The organism is Roseateles sp. P5_E1 (genome assembly GCF_054049335.1).
Window position 1 is genome coordinate 131142 of record NZ_JBFUMN010000007.1, and the last position, 19070, is coordinate 150211.

A 19070-nucleotide genomic window follows, 5' to 3' on the forward strand; every position below is an offset into this window, starting at 1 on the left:
CTTCAGGCTTCACGCCCCAAAACGGCGCAAGAAACAGGCCAGCGACGTTGCCGGCGGGTGGGCATGAGGCTTGCAAGTATCGGCCGTGGTTCCCGCAATGGTGCGGAAACCCTCCCGCTGCACGTCCTTGCCGCCCTGGCACGCGACCGGTGGGTTGGCGTGGGCGCGTGCAGCCAGCACGATAGAGCCCAAGATGTCCGCATTCCAGAACTTCAAACGCGCCGGCCACAGCCCCACGCTGTTCGCCGCCTTCCTGTACTTCGCGTTCTCCTGCTGCATCTGGGTGCTCAATGGCGCGCTGGCGCCCTTCATCAGCGAGACCTATCACCTGACACCGGCCCAGAAGGGGCTGATGCTGTCGATCCCGATCATGGCCGGCGCGCTGATGCGCTTCCCGCTCGGTCTGCTGTCGCAATACATCGGCCGCAAGAACGCGACGCTGGTCGAGATGGGCATGATCGCCGTGGCCATGCTGTATGGCTTCTTCATGGTGAAGAGCTATGACGACCTGCTGGCCATGGGCGTGCTGCTGGGCATTGCCGGCGCCAGCTTCGGCGTGGCGCTGAGCCTGGGCTCGGGCTGGTTCCCGCCGCAGTACAAGGGCCTGGCCATGGGCCTGGTGGGCGCGGGCAATGTCGGCACGGCGGTGTCGGTGCTCGTCGCGCCGCCGCTGGCCCAGGCCTATGGCTGGCAGACGGTCTATGCCTTCGCGGCGGCCGCCATCCTGGTGCCGATGCTGGTCATGATCATCTTCGCCAAGGAGCCGCCCGATGTCGACGCGCATGCCTCGCTGCGCGAGCACGTCGCCTGCCTGTTCGAGAAGGATGGCTGGGCCTTCAGCCTGATCTACGGCGTGACCTTCGGCGGCTTCATCGGCCTCACCACCTTCCTGCCCACCTACTACTACGACCAGTTCGGCGTCTCCAAGGTGCAGGCCGGCCAGCTGACCATGCTGGCGGCCTTCATGGGCGCGGCGGTGCGCGTGGTGGGCGGCTGGCTGTCGGACCGCTGGGGCGGCGTCAACATGCTGACCTTTGTGCTGGTCGTCGTCGCGATCACGCTGGCCCTGATCGGCATGAGCAGCGGGTCCCTCGTGCTGACGACGCTGCTGCTCATCGTCTGCTTCGCGGCCCTGGGCGCGGGCAATGGCGCCCTCTTCCAGTTGGTGCCGCTGCGCTGGCCCGCGGCCACGGCCGTGGCCGGCTCGATGATCGGCGAGATCGGCGCCCTGGGCGGCGGCCTGGTGCCCAATCTGATGGGCATGTCCAAGCAGCATGCGGGCACTTATATGTGGGGTTTTGTCGTCTTCGCGGTGTTGGCTGTTTTGATGCTGGGGGTCATGCGCGTCATGCAGATCCGCTGGACGCGCACCTGGGCCGAGAAGGGTGGCCGCGCACGCCAAGCCGCCACGGCCGGCCAGGACGCCGATCCGGTGCATTACCAACGCATCTGAGTCGCGGCTGCCCCTCGCGCGAGGGACAGCCCGACGCGCAACTCTCGGCACACTGGGCGCATGAAGACCCTCATCGCCCTCACCCTCGTCGGTCTGGCCGCCGGCGCCCAGGCCTCCACCAGCTGCAAGATTGCTGGCGCCGACATCCGCGTCTCCGACAGCTACGCCGACTTCAACTACTCGCCCAGCGGCAAGGCGGGCGCGACGGGCAAGCTGTCGCGCTTTCGGCTGATGACGCTGGACGGCGGCGAAGCCCCGACCAGCAACGTCGAGCTGAAGACCGTCGACATCACGGGCCCAGGCGACTACACGCTGTCCATGGAGTCGCTGTGGCGCTCGGTCATCCGCGTACAAGGCCAGAGCCAGCGCGTGACGGCTGGCAAATTCCACTTCACGCGCTTCGAGATGAAAGACACGGTCGGCCATGCGGCAGGCACTGTCGAGTTCACGACCGGCCAAGCCAGCGGCTCCTGCACGTTTGATGTCGAGGTCAAGGGCATCAACCGCGACCGCCTTGGGCTCTGAATAGGGCCTGTTAACGCTACGGCAAGGGGTCGCGTTGCCGTAGCGTTAACAGGCCCTAGCGCGGCAGGAAGGCCAGCCAGGCAATCAGCAGCAGGTTGAGCAGCACGGACAGGCCCAGGCCGACCTGCCAGACGCTCACCGCCTCGCGCGCGGCCTTGGGCGGGCGCGCGGAGGCGGGCTGGTCGCGGGCGGCCAGCCGTTCGAGCGCCAGCAGCAACTCGTCGGCCGTCTCGAAACGCGCCTTGGCCTCGCGAGCGACGGCGCGCATGACGAGACGGTCCAGCGGCATGGGCACGCTGGGCTGCAGCCGGCTGACGCTGGCCGGCTCGCGACGATAGCGGGCCAGTTGATAGGGCTCGATCTCGCCATAGGGCAGGCGGCCCGTCAGCGCCTGGTAGAGGGTCACRCCCAGCGCAAACAAGTCAGAACCCGCGTCGGCCGGCGTCGGCGGATCCTGCCATTGCTCGGGGTTGATATAGCTGGGCGTGCCGGCATGCAGCTCGTGCGAGGCCGCGGGCGCGCGTGGGCTCAGGGCGACGCCCAGGTCCAGCACGCGCCACTGGCCATCTTCACCCAGATGCAGATTGGCCGGCTTGATGTCGCGGTGCACGACGCCGGCGGCATGCAGCAGGCTCAATGAGCGCGCGACGGCGCTGGCCAGGCCCAGAGCCTGGACCGTATCCAGCGGGCCTTTGGCGAGCAGTTGCTCCAGCGTGTGGCCGCCATGCCAGTCGAACACGGCGTAGAAGTGGGTGGCGCCATCGGCCGGCGCATGAACGCGCACAAAACCGCTCTCACCCCCACGCCGACGGTGCCGGGGCGCCTCGGCCAGGCGCAGGCCCAGCCAGATCTCGTGGGCCAGCATGGCGCGCTCTTCGGGATCGTCGGCGCGGCCGGGGCGCAGCATCTTCAGGGCCACGAGGCGCCCGGTGGCGAGCTCGCGCGCCTGCAAAAGGCGGTGCACGCCGTTGTCGGCGACGACGGCGGTGACCTGGTAGCCGTCCAGCGTCGCGCCGACACCGAGCGGCCCGGGGCTGGGCAAGGTTCGGCCCAATGCCGCGAGGTCGTTCAGGCCCGGGTCGGCCAGGTCCTTGACGTCGAGGACGAGGGCGGTCGCGTTGTCGTGGCTGCCAGCCGCCAGTGCCGCAGCGGTCAGCGCATCGGCCGCCGCCTGTGCGCCGGGCGTGGTGCGCAACAGGTCGGCGATCTGGCGGCTGCGCAGGGAGCCGTGCACGCCATCGCTGGTCAGCAGCAGGCGGTCCCCCACCTTGAGCTCGCCGGCGCTGTGGTCCAGGCGCAGCGCATCGTCCAGGCCCAGGGCGCGCGTGAGGCCGGCGAAGTCGCGGCGCTCCATGCGATGGTCCTGGGTCAGCAGCAGGCATTGGCCGTCGCGCAGCAGCCAGGCGCGGCTGTCACCCACATGGGCCAACGCGTAGCGGCGGCCGCGCAGTGCGATGGCCGTCAGCGTCGTCAGCGCCTCGCGCGGCTGACCGTCCGGCCCGGGGCGGCGGTTGTGCGAGGCGAGCCATGCGTTCTGGTGCCCGAGCAGGCGGTCCAGCGCCACGCTGGTGTCCCAGTCGGCGGGCACGCCGTGGAAGTCACGCAGTAGGCTCATAACCGAGGTCTGGGCGGCCATCAGGCCATCGCCATTCGAGTGCTCGCCACCGCTGACGCCATCAGCCAAGGCCGCGACCCAGCCGCGCTCGGCCTCGTGCGCAGCCGGCGCCTGCATGCCGGCGAAGTCCTCGTTGCGAGGACGCTTGCCCTGCAGGCTGGACAGGCCGGTATCGAGTTCGAAGCGCATGCGCGTGAGTCGTTGTCAGTGAGCGGTTGGTATTGCGGGCCGAGCGCCGGGCCGCTCCCAAGCCGGCCCGTCTGGCGATGTGCTTGCCGGTCGAGCCGGCAAGCATCGCCGTTCCCTCGGGGGACCGGCCAAGGCAAGGCCTTGGACGAGGGGCTTCATCTTGGTGCAGTTTCAGGGATGAGTGCACCCGCACCGGGCTAGCAAACGCTTCGGCGTGGGGCGTCGCTGGGCGTTTGAGGTTGATTTCTCACGCTGCGGCAGGTCTGAAGGCCAGCTTCATCGCTGGCACATGCCTTGCAAAGCAAAGGGCAGACCAGCTTTGTTGTATGGAGTCCGGCATGAAGAAGATGAAGCTCGTGATGGTGGGCAACGGCATGGCCGGCGTGCGCACGCTGGAGGAGCTGCTGAAGATCACGCCGGATCTCTACGACATCACCGTATTCGGTGCCGAGCCGCACCCCAACTACAACCGCATCCTGCTCAGCCCTGTGCTGGCCGGCGAGCAGACGATCGAAGAGATCATCCTGAACCCGCTCTCCTGGTATGAGGAGAACGGCATCACGCTGCACCTGGGCAAGACGGTCACCGAGATCGATCGCGTGCGCCGCCGCGTCATCGCGGCCGACGGCACGACGGCGGAATACGACCGCCTGCTGATCGCCACCGGCTCGAATCCCTTCGTGCTGCCGGTGCCTGGCAAGGATCTGGATGGCGTCATCGCCTACCGCGACATTGCCGACACCAACGCCATGATCGACGCGGCGACGAAATACAAGCACGCCGTCGTCATCGGCGGTGGCCTGCTCGGCCTGGAAGCCGCCAACGGGCTGATGCTGCGCGGCATGCAGGTCACGGTCGTGCACCTGGTCGACACGCTGATGGAGCGCCAGCTCGACGGCGTCGCCGGCGACCTGCTGCGCAAGTCCCTGGTCGACCGCGGCCTGAACTTCATGCTCGGCGCGCAGACGCAGGAACTGGTGGCCGGCCCCTCGGGCCGGGTCCAGGCCATCAAGCTCAAGGACAAGGACGGTCAGGTCATCGACGTACCGGCCGACCTCGTCGTCATGGCCGCCGGCATTCGCCCCAACACCGCGTTGGCCGAGAAAGCAGGCTTGCATTGCAGCCGCGGCATCGTCGTCACCGACACGATGCAGACCGTGACCGACCCGCGCGTCTACTCGGTCGGCGAATGCGCGGCCCACCGCGGCATCGCCTACGGTCTGGTGGCGCCACTGTTCGAGCAGGGCAAGGTCTGCGCCACCCACCTGGCCCAGTTCGGCATCGGCCGCTACCTGGGCTCCTCGGTCAGCACCAAGCTCAAGGTCACCGGCATCGACCTCTTCAGTGCCGGCAACTTCACCGGCGGCGCGGGCACGGAGGAGATCGTCATGAGCGACCCCTTCGCCGGCGTCTACAAGAAGCTCGTCATCCAGAACGACCAGCTCGTCGGCGCCTGCCTGTATGGCGACACGGTGGACGGCGGCTGGTACTTCAAGCTGCTGCGCGAGGGCCGCAAGATCGGCGATATCCGCGACAAGCTGATGTTCGGCGAGGCGGGGGCCAACATCGGCGACGTCGGCCATCAGGGCGTCAGCCGCGCGGCCGCGATGGCTGACACGGACGAGGTCTGTGGCTGCAACGGCGTCGCCAAGGGCACCATCTGCAAGGCCATCCGCGACAAGGGCCTGTTCACACTGGACGAGGTGCGCAAGCACACCAAGGCGAGCGCGAGCTGCGGCAGCTGCACCGGGCTGGTCGAACAGCTCATCATGTTCACCGCCGGCGGCGACTACTCGGCCACGCCGAAGAAAAAGGCAATCTGCGCCTGCACTGACGCCAGCCACCAGGACGCCCGCGACACGATTCGCCTGGCCCATCTGCTGACCTCGGCCGAGGTGTTCCGCGCGCTGGACTGGAAGACGCCCAATGGCTGCGCCACCTGCCGCCCGGCCATCAACTACTACCTGATCTCGACCTGGCCCAAGGAGGCCATCGACGATCCGCAGAGCCGCTACATCAACGAGCGTTCGCACGCCAACATCCAGAAGGACGGCCGCTACTCGGTCATCCCGCGCATGTGGGGCGGCGAGACGACGAGCTCGGAGCTGCGCCGCATTGCCGACGCGGTGGACAAGTACCAGATCCCGACCGTCAAGGTCACCGGCGGCCAGCGCATCGACCTGCTGGGCGTGAAGAAGGAAGACCTCGTCAACGTCTGGAAGGACATCGGCATGCCCTCAGGCCATGCCTATGCCAAGGCGCTGCGCACGGTGAAGACCTGCGTGGGCAGCGAATGGTGCCGCTTCGGCACGCAGGACTCGACGCAGATGGGCAAAGACCTGGAGCGGGCGCTCTGGCGCATGTACGCGCCGCACAAGGTCAAGATCGCCGTGTCGGGCTGCCCGCGCAACTGCGCGGAGGCCGGCATCAAGGACGTCGGCGTSATCGGCGTCGACTCGGGTTGGGAGATCTACGTKGSCGGCAACGGCGGCATCAAGACCGAGGTGGCSSAGTTCTTCKKSAAGCTGAAGACGSCSGAGGAGGTGCTGGAGTACAGCGGCGCYTTCCTGCAGCTSTACCGGCTGGAGGGCTGGTACCTCGAGCGCACGGTGCATTACGTCGCCCGCGTCGGCCTGGATCATGTGAAGAAGAAGATCCTCGAGGACGCCGACAACCGCAAGGCGCTGTGGGCGCAGTTGCAGTTCAGCCTGGATGGCGAGCCAGACCCGTGGTTCGACTTCGACAAGGCCCACGTGGACCTGCGCCAGTTCGACAAGGTGGCCGTCTGATGCTGAACCGCCGCGTCATTCTTCTCGCGAGCCTGGCCTCCGGGCCTGCCCTGGCTCAGAGCCGCATCAGCCAGCTCGGCGAAGCCATCGACAAGGCTGGCGCCCAGCGCATGCTCAGCCAGCGCATGGGCAAGGCCTGGCTTGGCCAGCTGCGTCCCGAGCTGGCGCCGCGTGCGCGCCAGGTGCTGGAGGCCAGCGAGGCCCGCTTCGAGCGCCAGTTGAGCGAACTGCTCGCCTTTGCGCCCACGCCCGAGATCGCCGGCAGCTACAAGGCCATGCAGCACCGCTTTGGCGACTACCGCGCCTTGCTGCAGAGCAAGCCCAGCCGCGAGCGCGTCGACGAACTGCTGCAAACATCCGGCGAAATGCTCAGCCTGGCCCACGTCGCCACCGGCCAACTGCAGCAGCGCTCCACCACGGCGACCGCGATGCTGGTCAACATGTCGGGCCGGCAGCGCATGCTGTCGCAGCGACTGGCCCTGTTCTTCATGGCCGGCCAGCAGGGCGCTCGATCCGACGTCGTGAGCAAGGAAACAATCAAGGCCCGCGCCGAGTTCGAGACCGCCATGCGCGTGCTGGCATCGGCCCCTGAAGGAACGCCCGCCATCCGCGACAACCTGGACCTTGCACGCAACCAATGGGTCTTCCTGCAGTCGGCACTGGCCGGCGAAAGCCAGGGGCCGGAAACGGCCAGCAACGTCTTCGTGGCGAGCGAGAACCTGCTCGCCGTGATGGAAACCGTGACGGGGCAGTTTGCCCGCCAACTGGCATGAATCTGCCCCTCGCCCAGCCTCGCGTCGCTGAACGCGCGCGAGTCCAGTCGGTCTTGCAGACCGCGCTGCGGCTCGCGCCGCAGCCCTTCGGCAGGCACAAGCCGCCCACTGGGCGCCTTATGTCCGGCCTCAGCCCCCGCGGGGACGGCGATGCTTGCCGGATCGACCGGCAAGCACATCGCCAGCGCGGGCCGGCTAGGGAGCGGCCCGTCGCTCGGCCCGTCAGGTTCGGATTGGACAACTGAGGTAGACGCTATGGACGACTGGACCCGCATCTGCGCCCTGCAGGACATCCCCGTGCTGGGCTCGCGCCGTGTGCAGCGCACCGCCGGCATCGACGTGGCGCTGTTCCGCAACGCCGACGACGAGGTCTTCGCGCTGCTGGACCGCTGCCCCCACAAGGGCGGCCCCTTGAGCCAGGGCATCGTCTTCGGCAAGAGCGTGGCCTGCCCGTTGCACAACTGGACGATCGGCCTGAATGACGGCACGGCCCGCGAACCCGATGAGGGCTGCACGCCGAGCTTCCGCGTGAAGCTGGAGGGCGGTGAAGTCTTCCTGCTGCAGACGGAACTGGCCACGCTGGCCTTGGACCTTCCTGCCCCTGTCGCAGGCCCGAAGATTTCGATTGCGGTGGCTTGAGCGGCGAAGACCTGCCTGGCTAGAAGAACATGAGCGAGACAAAGTCCACCTGCCCCTACTGTGGCGTCGGCTGCGGATACGCGCGGATGCGCGATCCGCATTGCGGTGACATGGCGCACTCCCCTCTCATCCCCTCGCCAAGCGAGGGGCTCCACAGCCGAGGGCGGGTATGACCATGCGCGAAACCAAATCCACGTGCCCTTACTGCGGCGTCGGCTGTGGTGTTGTGATCGAGCATGACGACACCCAAATCACCGGCGTGCGCGGTGACCCCGACCACCCGGCCAACTTCGGCCGGCTGTGCACCAAGGGCACCAACCTGCACCTGACGGCCACGCCGGTCGTCATCCAGCACCAGCGCTTGCGCGAGCCCGCCCGTCGCGCCGAGCGTGGCGCTCAGCCCGCGGTCATCAGCTGGGATCAGGCCAACCGCGAGATTGCCGACAAGCTGCTGGCCATCCGCGCCGAGCATGGTCCCGAGTCCATCGGCGTCTACATCTCCGGCCAGTTGCTGACCGAGGACTATCACGCCTTCAACAAGCTGGCCCGCGCCGTCATTGGCACGCCGCACATCGACTCCAACTCGCGGCTGTGCATGAGTTCGGCCGTGGTCGGCTACAAGCAGGCCCTGGGCGCCGATGCGCCGCCCTGCAGCTACGAGGACATCGAGCTGGCCGACTGCGTGCTGATCAGCGGCGCCAACCCGGCCTGGGCCCACCCCATCCTGTTCCGCCGCCTCGAAGCAGCGCGCGCCAACAAGCCCGCACACAAGCTGATCGTCATCGACCCGCGCCGCACCGAGACGGCCGAGCTCGCCGACCTGCACCTGCAGATCCGCCCCGGCACCGACGTGGCGCTGTGCCACGGCCTGCTGCATGCCGTCATCTGGCAGGGCTGGACGGCGGGTGACTTCATCGCCCAATCCACCGAAGGCTTCGACGCGCTGAAGGAACTGGTGCGCGACTGGGCGCCTTCCCGCGCGGCCCAGGTCTGCGGCGTCAAGGAGGCCGACATCTGGCAGGCCGCTGAATGGTTCGCCACCTCACCGAGTTCGCTCAGCCTCTACTGCCAGGGCCTCAATCAGAGCAGCAGCGGCACCGCCAAGAACACGGCCCTGATCAACCTGCACCTGGCCACCGGCCAGATCGGCAAGCCCGGCGCCGGCCCTTTCTCGCTGACCGGCCAACCCAACGCCATGGGCGGCCGCGAGAGCGGTGGCATGGCCACGCTGCTGCCGGGCCACCGCGACCCGGGCAAGGCCGAGGACTGGGCCGAGATCGCCTCGCTGTGGGGTGTGCCTGACCTGCCCGGCAAGCGCGGCCACACGGCCGTGGAAATGTTCGAGGCCGCAGCCCGCGGCGAGATCAAGGCGCTGTGGATTGCCTGCACCAACCCCGCCCAGTCCATGCCCGACCAGGCCACCGTGCGCCAGGCACTGGAGCGCTGCGAGCTGGTCATCCTGCAGGAAGCCTTCGCCCACACGGCCACGGCGCGCTACGCCGACTATCTGTTGCCGGCCTCCACCTGGGGAGAGAAGGAAGGCACGGTCACCAACAGCGAGCGCCGCATCAGCCGCGTGCGCCCGGCCGTGCCGGCGGCCGGCGAGTCCCGTGCCGACTGGCGCATCGTGAGCGACATCGCCGCGCTGATCGACGCCGGCCTGGGCCGACAGCCTCGCCTGACGGCCACGACGCCGGAAGACCTCTGGCTGGAACACCGCGAAGCCACGCGCGGCCGCGACCTCGATATCACCGGCCTGTCCTGGGTCACGCTGGACACCGAAGGCCCGCAGCAGTGGCCCTTCGTCACCGGCCCGACGGCACGGCTCTACACCGATGGCCGCTTCGCCACCGCCGACGGCCGCGCCCGCTTCATCACCAAGCCGTATCAAGCCACTGCCGAAACCGCCAGCCCCAAGCACCCCTTCGCGCTGACGACCGGCCGCATGCGCGACCAGTGGCACGGCATGAGCCGCAGCGGCAGCGTGCCGCGCCTGTTTGCCCACGAAGGCAAACCGCTGGTGCGCATCCACCCCAGCGACGCCGCGCGCCGCAAGCTGGCCGACGGCGAACTCGTGCACGTGCGCTCGCGCCGCGGCGAAGTCGTGCTGCAACTCAAGCTCGATGAGAACGTGCCCCTGGCCGGCGCCGACGTCGCCATGCACTGGGGCGACGAGTTCATCGGCGCCCAGCTCGGCGTCAACGCCGTGACGCAGGGCGCCTTCTGCCCCGACTCCAAGCAGCCCGAGCTGAAGTTCAGTGCCGTCGCCATCGAGCCGGCCGACCTGCCCTGGCGCCTCAGCGCCTGCGCCTGGGTCGCACCCGCAGACGGCCCTCGCCTGCGCGAGCAGCTGCGCGCGCTGATGCCCCGCTTCGGCTACGCGCACTGCCTGCCCGAACCGGCGAAGGGTGAACAAGTGGGCTGGGCCTTCGAAGCCGCCTGCGCCGAAGCGCCCGCGCCCGAGCTGGTCGATGAACTCGCCGCCGTGCTGGGCCTGAACAGCCCCGCCGTGCTGCGCTATGCCGATGCCCAGCGCGGCCGCCTGCGCCTGCTGAACCTGGACGGCGACGATCTGCAGGCCGCGCCGTTGCAGGCCCTGCTGCGTGTTGGCCAGCACGACGAAGGCGCCTGGCTGGTCGACCTCTGGCGCGAGCGCACTGCGGCATCGACGGTTGGCCGCTGGCTGCTGTCGCCCGGCACGCCGCCCACCAACACCGTGGCCGCCAGCCCGCAGGTCTGCAACTGCTTTGACGTGCGCGAGGACGTCATCCGCCTGACCCTGACCCGCTGCAGCGGCAGCCCGGCCGAGCGCCTGTCGCAGCTGCAGGGCGAAAAGCGCTGCGGCACCCAGTGCGGCTCCTGCCTGCCGGCGCTGCGCCGCCTCGTCAACACAACGCCTGAGGAAGTTCCGGCATGAACCACACCGTCTCCCTTGTCGGCGCCGGCCCTGGCGACCCGGAACTGCTGACCGTCCGCGCCTTGAAACGTATCGAGGCGGCCGATGTCGTCCTCGCCGACGACCTCATCGACCCACGCGTGCTGGCCCTTGTGAAGGGCCGACTGCTGCGCGTCGGCAAGCGCGGCGGCTGCATCAGTACCGACCAGCATTTCATCCACGCGCTGATGATTCGCGAGGCCCGCGCCGGCCACCGCGTCGTGCGCCTCAAGGGCGGTGACCCCTTCGTCTTCGGTCGTGGCGGCGAGGAGGTCGACGCGCTGCGCGAGGCCGGCCTCGACGTCGAAGTGGTCAGCGGCCTGACCAGCGGTATCGCCGGCCCCGCCGCCGTCGGCATCCCGGTGACGGACCGTCGCGCCTCGCCCGGCGTCGTCCTCGTCACCGGCCACCCTGGCGAAGGACGTGCCGAGCCCGACTGGGCAGCCCTGGCCCGCACGGGCCTGACCCTGGTCATCTATATGGGTGTGGCCCGCGCGGCCGACATCACGGCCAAGTTGCTGGGTGCCGGTCTGCGCCCGGATCTGCCGGCCGCCATCGTCAGCGCGGCGCACACGGCACAGCAGCGCCACGCGGTGACGACGCTGGCCGAGCTGCCCGACTGCATCGAGCGCGAGGGGTTGAAGAGCCCGGCTTTGCTGGTGATCGGCGAGGTGGCTGCGCATGCGGCGCTCGATGCGGTGCAGCATGGCCAACGCAAGGTCGGCTGAGGAGCCCGCTCGGCACTGATCCCGACCGCGGCGAGAGCAGCTCCAGGCTGAACGCTGCCACCCAGATTTCGCGACCTGATGGCCGCTGTCGGCGGCAACTGTCATTGAACGGGGTGCCGACTGAGCGACTGCTGGACCACCGGGACCGGCCATTCACCGACGCTCGCGCTTGAGACGACCGTGACCCGGGGCGCCGGGCGGGTCAACGACAGCTATCGTGGCCAACGAGCTGGCGGAACCGACCCGAATCGGAGTCCGCACCAGGCCTGTTGAGCGGCCGCAAAGCTGACATTCAACGTTCGCGGTTAGCGGGCGGCGCAGCCGTCCAAGACGTGGATGTGACACTGCGGCCGCAAGCGTGCTTAGGCATCGCGCGCCGACTGGCGGGTTGCAATACTCTGCCCCGCGCGGGTGAGCCCCCTTTCCCGCCAGTGCCTGCCGCCATGCGCCGCCATGCGTTAGGGTGCGCGCCCAGACTGAACCGCCTACGAAGGAGACCCATGAGTACTGCCGGTGTGACGCGTCGCAATTTTGTCCAAGGTGTCGGTGCCGTCGGGCTTGCCACGGCAGGCCATGCGGTGGCGGCTCAGTCCGATCAGCCGCTCTACAAGCAGGCGTCCGCAGGCGTGGCGGTGCGCGTCAAGGACCTGCTTTCCCGCATGACGCTGGAGGAGAAGGTGGCCCAGACCATGTGCATCTGGATCGGCAAGAACCGCGTGCAGAACGAACGCGGCGACTTCGACGCGGCGCAGGCCGCGCAGGCGCTGCCGCACGGCTTGGGCATGCTTGCCCGGCCGAGTGACCGCAAGGGCGTGGACAACACCAACGCCGGCGCAGATGCCAATATGGCCAACCGCACGGCGGCCGAGACGGCAGCCTATGTCAATGCCGCCCAGGCCTGGGCGGTGCAGCGCACGCGGCTGGGCATTCCGCTGTTCATGCACGAGGAAAGTCTGCATGGCTACGCGGCGCGCGACGCGACCTGCTTCCCGCAGGCGATCGGCCTGGCGTCCTCCTTCGACCCAGCGCTGATCGAGCGGATCTATTCGGTCTGCGCGCGGGAGATGCGGGCGCGGGGTGCCAACCTCGCCTTGGCGCCGGTCGTCGATGTCTGCCGCGATCCGCGTTGGGGCCGCGTGGAGGAGACCCTCGGCGAAGACCCCTACCTGACGAGCGTGCTGGGCAAGGCGGCGGTCATTGGCTTCTCCGGCACCGAGCGCAAGCTGGCGCCGGCCAAGGTGCTGGCGACGCTCAAGCACATGACCGGCCATGGTCAGCCCGAGCGCGGCATCAACACCGCGCCGGCGCAGATCTCCGAGCGGGTGCTGCGCGAAGTCTTCTTCCCGCCGTTCGAGAAGATCATCCGCGAGACGCCGATTGCGGCCGTCATGCCGTCGTACAACGAGATCGACGGCATCCCTTCACATGCCAACCCGTGGCTGCTGAAAACCATCCTGCGCGGCGAATGGGGCTTCAAGGGCCTGACGGTCTCGGACTACTTCGCGATCGGGGATCTGGTGTCGCGCCACCGGCTGGTGCCTGACATGAAGGAGGCGGCTTATCGCGCCTTCACCGCCGGGGTCGACATCGAAACGCCTGACACCGGCGGCTTCCCCGAGCTCGTCAACCTGGTGAAGGCCGGCCGCATCAAGGAGGCCGAGCTCGACGTGGTCGTGCGCCGCATCCTGGAGCTGAAGTTCCTCGCCGGATTGTTTGAAGACCCGTATGTCGACGCCAGCAAGGCGGACGGCCTGACCGCCACACCGGACGCGGTGGCCCTGGCGCGTGAAGCGGCGGTGCGATCCGTCGTGCTGTTGAAGAACGACGGGGTACTGCCACTCGACGGCAAAAAGGTCGGCAAGCTGCTGCTGCTCGGCACGCATGCCAAGGACACGCCCATCGGCGGCTACTCCGACATTCCCCGCCATGTGGTGTCCATCCACGACGCACTGGCCAGCGAAGCGAAGTCGCAGGGCTTCGCCTTCGAGTACCGGGAAGCCGTGCGCTTGACCGAGAAGCGCGAGTGGACGGAAGACGAAGTGCGTTTCATCGCCCCGGCGGTCAATGCCCGCCTCATCGCGGAGGCCGTCGAGGCGGCCAAGGCGGCAGACACGATCGTGATGGTGCTGGGCGACAACGAACAGACCACCCGCGAGGCCTGGTCGGACACCCATCTGGGCGACCGGGATTCGCTGGAACTGATCGGCCAGCAGAACGACCTGGCCGCCGCCATCTTCGCGTTGAACAAGCCGACAGTCGTCTTCCTCCTCAACGGCAAACCGCTGGCGATCAACCTGCTGCAGGCCAAGGCCAGCGCCATCATCGAAGGCTGGTACCTCGGCCAGGAAACCGGCCACGCGGTGGCCGACATCCTGTTCGGCCGCGCCAACCCGGGCGGCAAGCTGCCGATCAGCTTCCCCCGCAACGTGGGGCAACTGCCCGTGTACTACAACGCCAAGCCGACGGCCGGCCGCGGCTACCTGGGCAGCGACAACACACCGCTCTATCCCTTCGGTTTCGGCCTGAGCTACACGACGTTCGCGCTGTCGGAGCCGCGCCTGTCCAAGGCAACCATCGGGTCGGCGGACAGCGTGACGGTCTCGGTGGACGTCACCAATACCGGCAAGCGCGCGGGCGACGAGGTGGTGCAGCTGTACATCCGCGACGACATTTCTTCGGTGACCCGGCCCGTCAAGGAACTCAAGGGCTTCGCGCGGGTCACGCTAGCTCCGGGCGAGAAGCGGACCGTCACCCTCACGATCACGCCAGCAGAACTCCAGTTCCACGGCATGGACATGAAGCGCGTCGTCGAGCCCGGCAGCTTCACCATCATGGCCGGCCCCAACAGCGTCGATCTGAAGACCACCACCTTGACGGTCGCCGCAGCCTGAACGACATGACCCCTTCCCTCTCGCTTTCCATGCTTGCCGCCACGTTGCTGGCGACGACGACTTCCTTCGCCGGCACCTACCAGCAAACGCCCACGGGCGTGTTGGTGAGGCCCGATACGGGCAGCGTGAAGGAGCTGCGCTTGAATGCCATCACGGAGTCGATCATCCAGGTCACCGGGGTCGACGATCCGGCGCGTGCGCAGATCGAGTCGCTGATGGCCGTCGCCAAGCCAAGCGGACGCTTCACCGTGAAGGCCGGCCCCGACGCCGTGACGCTCGATGCAGGCAAGGCGTCGGCCCAGGTGTCGCTGAAGGATGGCCGGGTCACCTTCCTTGACGCCAAGGGTGTCGCCGTGCTGACGACTGAGCGGGCCGACCTCCAGCCGGTCATGGTCGAGGGCCGGCCCTACGTCGCTCCCTCCGCCCAGTTCAACCGGGGCACGACCGAGGCGTTCTACGGCCTGGGGCAGCACCAGAACGCCCAGATGGACTTGAACGGCGAGGATGTCGAGCTGCGCCAGCACAACATGGACATCGCCATCCCGTTCGTCGTATCCGACAGGAACTACGGCGTGCTCTGGGACAACAGCGCCGTCACGCGATTCGGCAATCCGCAGCGCTTCGGGCTGGCCAGCCGTGACCTGAAGCTCACCGCGCTGGACGGCACCAGCGGCCTGACCGCGAAGTACTACGTCGACGATCAACTCGTCCTGACCCGCGTGGAGCCCGACATCCGCTATCAGTTCCTCAGCGATGTCCGCAACTACTGGCCCACCGACGCCGCGCTGAGCAAGGCCGCCACTCGGGGCAAGAAGGTCCGGGTCGTCTGGGAGGGCACGGCCACTTCCGACAAGCCGGGGCCGCACAAGATGCGCCTGTTCGCTTCGGACTACGTGACGCTGAAGGTCGACGGCCAGACCCTCTTCGACCATGGCATCTGGCGCGCGAATTGGAACGGCTGGTACAACAATTTCGAGCAGCCGTTCAGCCAAGGCAAGCCGGTCAACCTGCATGTCGAATGGCGGCCGACGAGTGGCCTCATCTCGCTGCACCACTCCGACCCCGAGCCGGCCGCCGACAAGCACTCCTTGCGCTTCACGTCCGAAGCCGGCACCGGCCTGAACTACTACTTCATCGGCGCCGATTCGCTGCAAGGCGTCATTCGCGGCTATCACCACGTCACCGGCATCCCGCCGCTGATGCCGAAATGGGCCTACGGCTTCTGGCAGTCCCGGCAGCGCTACCGCACGCAGGCCGAGTTGCTCGGCGTGCTCAAGACCTACCGCGCCAATCGCTGGCCCATCGACAACATCGTGCAGGACTGGTTCTACTGGCCGGAAGACCAGTGGGGCAGCCATGCCTTCGATGCGACGCGCTTCCCCGATCCCAAGGGCATGGTCGATGAAGTTCATCGCCAGCATGCCCGGATCATGATTTCGATCTGGGGCAAGTTCTATCCCAACACCGCCAACTACAAGGAGCTGGACGCCAAGGGCTATATGTGGCGCCGCAATGTCGAACTCGGCATGAAGGATTGGGTCGGCGCGGGCCATCTCAACAGCCACTTTTCGCCCTACAACCAGGAAGCGCGGGACATCTTCTACCGCCAGATGAAGAAGCCCCTGGTCGACCTCGGCTTCGATGCCTGGTGGATGGACAACACCGAACCCGACGTGCGCTCCAACGCCAGCCCGGAAGAACTCGCCGAACTGATCACGCCGACGCAGATGGGGCCGGGTGCGCTGGTGACCAACGCCTACGCCACTATGAGCACCCAGGCCGTTCACGACGGCCTGCAGCGGGACCGCCCGGACGCGCGCCATTTCATCCTGACCCGCTCCGGCTTCGCGGGCGTGCAGCGAAACGCGGCGGCCGTGTGGTCGGGGGATGTCGTCGGCACCTGGGACAACCTGTACAAGCAGATCTCGGCAGGAGTGCAGACCGGGTTTTCAGGCGTGCCCAACTGGACGCACGACATCGGCGGCTATTCCCAGGAAGCCCGGTTTCAGGACAAGTCGGTCGCGGGGCTTCAGGAGAACCGCGTGGCAGGCGGCGTGCGTACCGCCGAAGACCTGAAGGAGTGGCAGGAGCTGAATCAGCGCTGGTGGCAGTTCGGCACCTTGTCACCCTTGATGCGCAGCCACGGCGAAGGCGTGAAGCGCGAGATCCACGAGATCTCGCCCGAGGGGTCCGCCATGCGGGCCAACTTGGTGTGGTTCCTGGAGCTGCGCTACCGATTGATGCCCTATATCTACACGGCCGCCGCTGACAGCCACTACGAGGGCGCACCCATCATGCGCGGCCTGGCACTCGACTTCCCGGCAGACGCCACGGCCAAGAAGATCGCCGACCAGTACCTGTTCGGCAAATCGATGCTGGTGGCGCCGGTGACGCGGTATGGCGCGACGTCCCGCACGGTCTACTTCCCTGGCACGTCGACCTGGTACAGCGTCTGGACGGGTGAGGCGGTCAAGGGCGGCGAGGCGCGAACCGTGGCCGCACCGCTGGACCAGATACCCATTTACGTCAAAGCAGGCGCCATCGTGCCCATGGGGCCTGTCACGCAATATGTGGACGAGAAGCCCGACGCGCCACTCACCATCTATGTCTACACCGGCGCCGATGGAAGCTACAGCCTCTACGAGGACGACGGCATTTCAAACTCGTACAAGGCTGGCCAGTACACGCGCATCCCTTTTGCCTATGACGACAAGCGCGCCGAAGTCACCATCGGGCCGCGCTCCGGGGGCTATGCGGGCATGGTGACGAAGAGAACCTTCAACATCCGCTTCCTCAAACCCGGCGACCGCACCGTCGACTTCGATGCGCCTGCTATTCCCGTGACCTATTCAGGAGACCGTATCGTCATCAAGGCGCTGTAAGGGCACCGTCGGCGAATGGGACCACGGCAGAAGGCGCCGCGTCACGGCTTGAACAGATCGACGCGATTTGTGATGAGGCCAACGATGCCGAGCGGCGACCGATCGCTTGATCGACGGCCAAGCAAGCGTTAGAGCGACGGAAAGCGAATCGCACCTTCCGCGGGTAACTTGTACATGCAAGCAACGAATAGCGGGCTGACGAGCCAGCCGTTCAGCCAGGAACATACCGATGGCAGGTTCAGCGTTGCAAACCATCCCGGCTCCACCGAGGCGAACTGGCGGACGAAGGGCAACACTGCCAAGTCGGTGGCGCAGGGCGTGGCGCCGCCCAGGCAGGGCGCGCTTTGCAGCCGTGCCTCTAGCGGTCGCAGAAGCACATCCAGCGCCCTGTCGCGGTGTGCGTCTGGCGTGAGGGTCTCACTCGCGTAGCGCTGGGGGTACTTCCAGCGGTCCAGGTGATGCTTGAAGTCGCCGTCGTTTCGCTGTACCAGGTCAAGGTTCGCAGGCGACTGCGCCCGCGCCCACCAGCCCTGCGCATCGGGCGCGGCCAGTGCCCAGCGCATGATGTCCCAACTCTCCTCGATCACGCTGCCATCGGGCAACTGCAGCACTGGTACCGTAGCCTTGGGCGATAGGGCCARCAAGCTTGCTGGCTTGTCGCGCAAGCTGACCTCCACCGCCTCGAAGGCCCGCCCGGCCTGCAGCAGTGCCATCCGTGCTCGCATGGCGTAGGGGCAGCGGCGAAAGGTGTAGAGCCGCGGCAACTGTGGACCTGGGGTGGTGAGTGGTGCGTGCGGTGTCAGGGTCGATGCGTGCATGGGTGAGGTCTGTGCAGCTACGCACGTCGATCTGGATCGCAGCCCCAGGTCACTGGAGGCAGGGTGGCCAATGGTCGCACCGCGGGGCCTCGCCAGCGGCCCGTGACCAGCATCATTCGACCAAGGCCGAAGTGTGGCTGCAGTCAACAGAAGCCTCGAAAGCTGGTGGAGCCCTTCACAATCACGATCCGCGCCCGCTTGTTCGAGATGTCTACCTTTCATCATGGATAAATTCTTGCTGCAGCAGCAGGTGTTGGAACGGCTCGCCGAAGACCTGCTGCAAGCCGAACAGGCAGCGCGGGCGGCCCATGAAACGGCAACTCACGAAGAAAATATCGCCGAGAACAAATACGACACGTTGGGTCTGGAAGCGGCCTACCTGGCCACCGGCCAAGCTCGTCGCGCCGAAGCCATCCGCCAGGCGATGGCCAATTGGCGCCAATTCCGCCCGCGCCCCTACGACGCCAGCAAAGGCATACAGCTCGGCGCGCTGGTTTGCCTGGTCGATGCCGACGACAAGCAGCAACAGCTCTTTCTCGGCCCGGCTGGGGGCAGCATGAAGTTGGTCAGCGGCGCTCAGACCATTCAGGTCATCAGCAGCGAATCCCCGTTGGGCAAGGCCATGCTGGGCAAATGTGAGGGTGACGAGGTGTCGATACAGGCGGCTCTGATCCGACAGCGGTTTGAGGTGCTGCGGGTTCATTGAGCCGCAAGCAAGTTCACGGCGGCTTGATCAGAAATCAATCGCCCCAACCCCTTCAGGAAGCTCCGCACAACTCCTGGCGAGCTATGCGGAGTTCGTTCGGGCTCTCGGCCTCGCGCACATCAATTCA

At 67.3% G+C, this 19070-nt stretch carries 12 protein-coding genes; 10 read left to right on the forward strand and 2 right to left on the reverse strand.

The window, feature by feature from the left end:
* Window positions 1–193: 193 nt before the first annotated feature.
* Together ACXJKJ_RS09850 and ACXJKJ_RS09855 are read left to right on the forward strand one after the other, a co-directional pair.
* Window positions 194–1453, forward strand: coding sequence for an MFS transporter (locus ACXJKJ_RS09850; protein WP_457389981.1), 1260 nt, complete (start codon window positions 194–196; stop codon window positions 1451–1453).
* A gap of 60 nt (window positions 1454–1513) precedes the next feature.
* On the forward strand, window positions 1514–1978 hold the full coding sequence (locus tag ACXJKJ_RS09855; protein WP_457389982.1) for a hypothetical protein: 465 nt from the start codon (window positions 1514–1516) through the stop codon (window positions 1976–1978).
* 55 nt (window positions 1979–2033) lie between these two features.
* Here ACXJKJ_RS09855 and ACXJKJ_RS09860 read toward each other — a convergent pair whose 3' ends face one another.
* Window positions 2034–3782 (reverse strand): bifunctional protein-serine/threonine kinase/phosphatase, encoded by a 1749-nt coding sequence (locus ACXJKJ_RS09860; RefSeq protein ID WP_457389983.1) that lies wholly within the window; start codon window positions 3780–3782, stop codon window positions 2034–2036.
* Window positions 3783–4120: 338 nt separating this feature from the next.
* On the opposite strand from ACXJKJ_RS09860, the gene nirB reads away from it, so the two are divergent.
* From nirB to ACXJKJ_RS09895, 7 genes are all read left to right on the forward strand, one after another.
* Window positions 4121–6571 carry a nitrite reductase large subunit NirB gene (gene nirB / locus ACXJKJ_RS09865; protein ID WP_457389984.1) on the forward strand — a complete coding sequence of 817 codons (2451 nt, stop codon included), beginning with the start codon at window positions 4121–4123 and terminating at the stop codon, window positions 6569–6571.
* Entirely contained in the window at window positions 6571–7344 is a 774-nt protein-coding gene (locus ACXJKJ_RS09870; RefSeq protein ID WP_457389985.1) for a type IV pili methyl-accepting chemotaxis transducer N-terminal domain-containing protein, read from the forward strand. The genes nirB and ACXJKJ_RS09870 overlap by 1 nt, the downstream gene beginning before the upstream one ends.
* Window positions 7345–7599: 255 nt before the next feature.
* Window positions 7600–7983: a nitrite reductase small subunit NirD gene (nirD, locus tag ACXJKJ_RS09875; RefSeq protein ID WP_056204572.1), complete on the forward strand. Its 384-nt coding sequence runs from the start codon at window positions 7600–7602 to the stop codon at window positions 7981–7983.
* A 175-nt stretch (window positions 7984–8158) separates the two neighbouring features.
* Window positions 8159–10900 (forward strand): nitrate reductase, encoded by a 2742-nt coding sequence (locus ACXJKJ_RS09880; RefSeq protein WP_457356324.1) that lies wholly within the window; start codon window positions 8159–8161, stop codon window positions 10898–10900.
* Window positions 10897–11646 (forward strand): uroporphyrinogen-III C-methyltransferase, encoded by a 750-nt coding sequence (gene cobA / locus ACXJKJ_RS09885; RefSeq protein ID WP_056204574.1) that lies wholly within the window; start codon window positions 10897–10899, stop codon window positions 11644–11646. The genes ACXJKJ_RS09880 and cobA overlap by 4 nt, the downstream gene beginning before the upstream one ends.
* A gap of 500 nt (window positions 11647–12146) precedes the next feature.
* Window positions 12147–14537 (forward strand): glycoside hydrolase family 3 N-terminal domain-containing protein, encoded by a 2391-nt coding sequence (locus tag ACXJKJ_RS09890; protein WP_457389986.1) that lies wholly within the window; start codon window positions 12147–12149, stop codon window positions 14535–14537.
* Between the two features lie 5 nt (window positions 14538–14542).
* Window positions 14543–17419, forward strand: coding sequence for a TIM-barrel domain-containing protein (locus tag ACXJKJ_RS09895; protein WP_457389987.1), 2877 nt, complete (start codon window positions 14543–14545; stop codon window positions 17417–17419).
* 128 nt (window positions 17420–17547) lie between these two features.
* On the opposite strand, the gene ACXJKJ_RS09900 is transcribed toward ACXJKJ_RS09895, so the two are convergent.
* On the reverse strand, window positions 17548–18237 hold the full coding sequence (locus ACXJKJ_RS09900; RefSeq protein WP_457389988.1) for a glutathione S-transferase: 690 nt from the start codon (window positions 18235–18237) through the stop codon (window positions 17548–17550).
* 223 nt (window positions 18238–18460) lie between these two features.
* On the opposite strand from ACXJKJ_RS09900, the gene ACXJKJ_RS09905 reads away from it, so the two are divergent.
* The gene (locus ACXJKJ_RS09905; RefSeq protein ID WP_457389989.1) at window positions 18461–18943 is read left to right on the forward strand and encodes a GreA/GreB family elongation factor; all 483 of its coding nucleotides are present in this window, start codon (window positions 18461–18463) and stop codon (window positions 18941–18943) included.
* The last annotated feature ends 127 nt before the right edge of the window (window positions 18944–19070 follow it).

Bases quoted from the DNA above. Each gene is read 5' to 3' on its own strand.
- ACXJKJ_RS09850 (WP_457389981.1), top strand. From the start codon at position 194: ATGTCCGCATTCCAGAACTTCAAACGCGCCGGCCACAGCCCCACGCTG.
- ACXJKJ_RS09855 (WP_457389982.1), top strand. From the start codon at position 1,514: ATGAAGACCCTCATCGCCCTCACCCTCGTCGGTCTGGCCGCCGGCGCC.
- ACXJKJ_RS09870 (WP_457389985.1), top strand. From the start codon at position 6,571: ATGCTGAACCGCCGCGTCATTCTTCTCGCGAGCCTGGCCTCCGGGCCT.
- nirD (WP_056204572.1), top strand. From the start codon at position 7,600: ATGGACGACTGGACCCGCATCTGCGCCCTGCAGGACATCCCCGTGCTG.
- ACXJKJ_RS09880 (WP_457356324.1), top strand. From the start codon at position 8,159: ATGCGCGAAACCAAATCCACGTGCCCTTACTGCGGCGTCGGCTGTGGT.
- cobA (WP_056204574.1), top strand. From the start codon at position 10,897: ATGAACCACACCGTCTCCCTTGTCGGCGCCGGCCCTGGCGACCCGGAA.
- ACXJKJ_RS09890 (WP_457389986.1), top strand. From the start codon at position 12,147: ATGAGTACTGCCGGTGTGACGCGTCGCAATTTTGTCCAAGGTGTCGGT.
- ACXJKJ_RS09895 (WP_457389987.1), top strand. From the start codon at position 14,543: ATGACCCCTTCCCTCTCGCTTTCCATGCTTGCCGCCACGTTGCTGGCG.
- ACXJKJ_RS09905 (WP_457389989.1), top strand. From the start codon at position 18,461: ATGGATAAATTCTTGCTGCAGCAGCAGGTGTTGGAACGGCTCGCCGAA.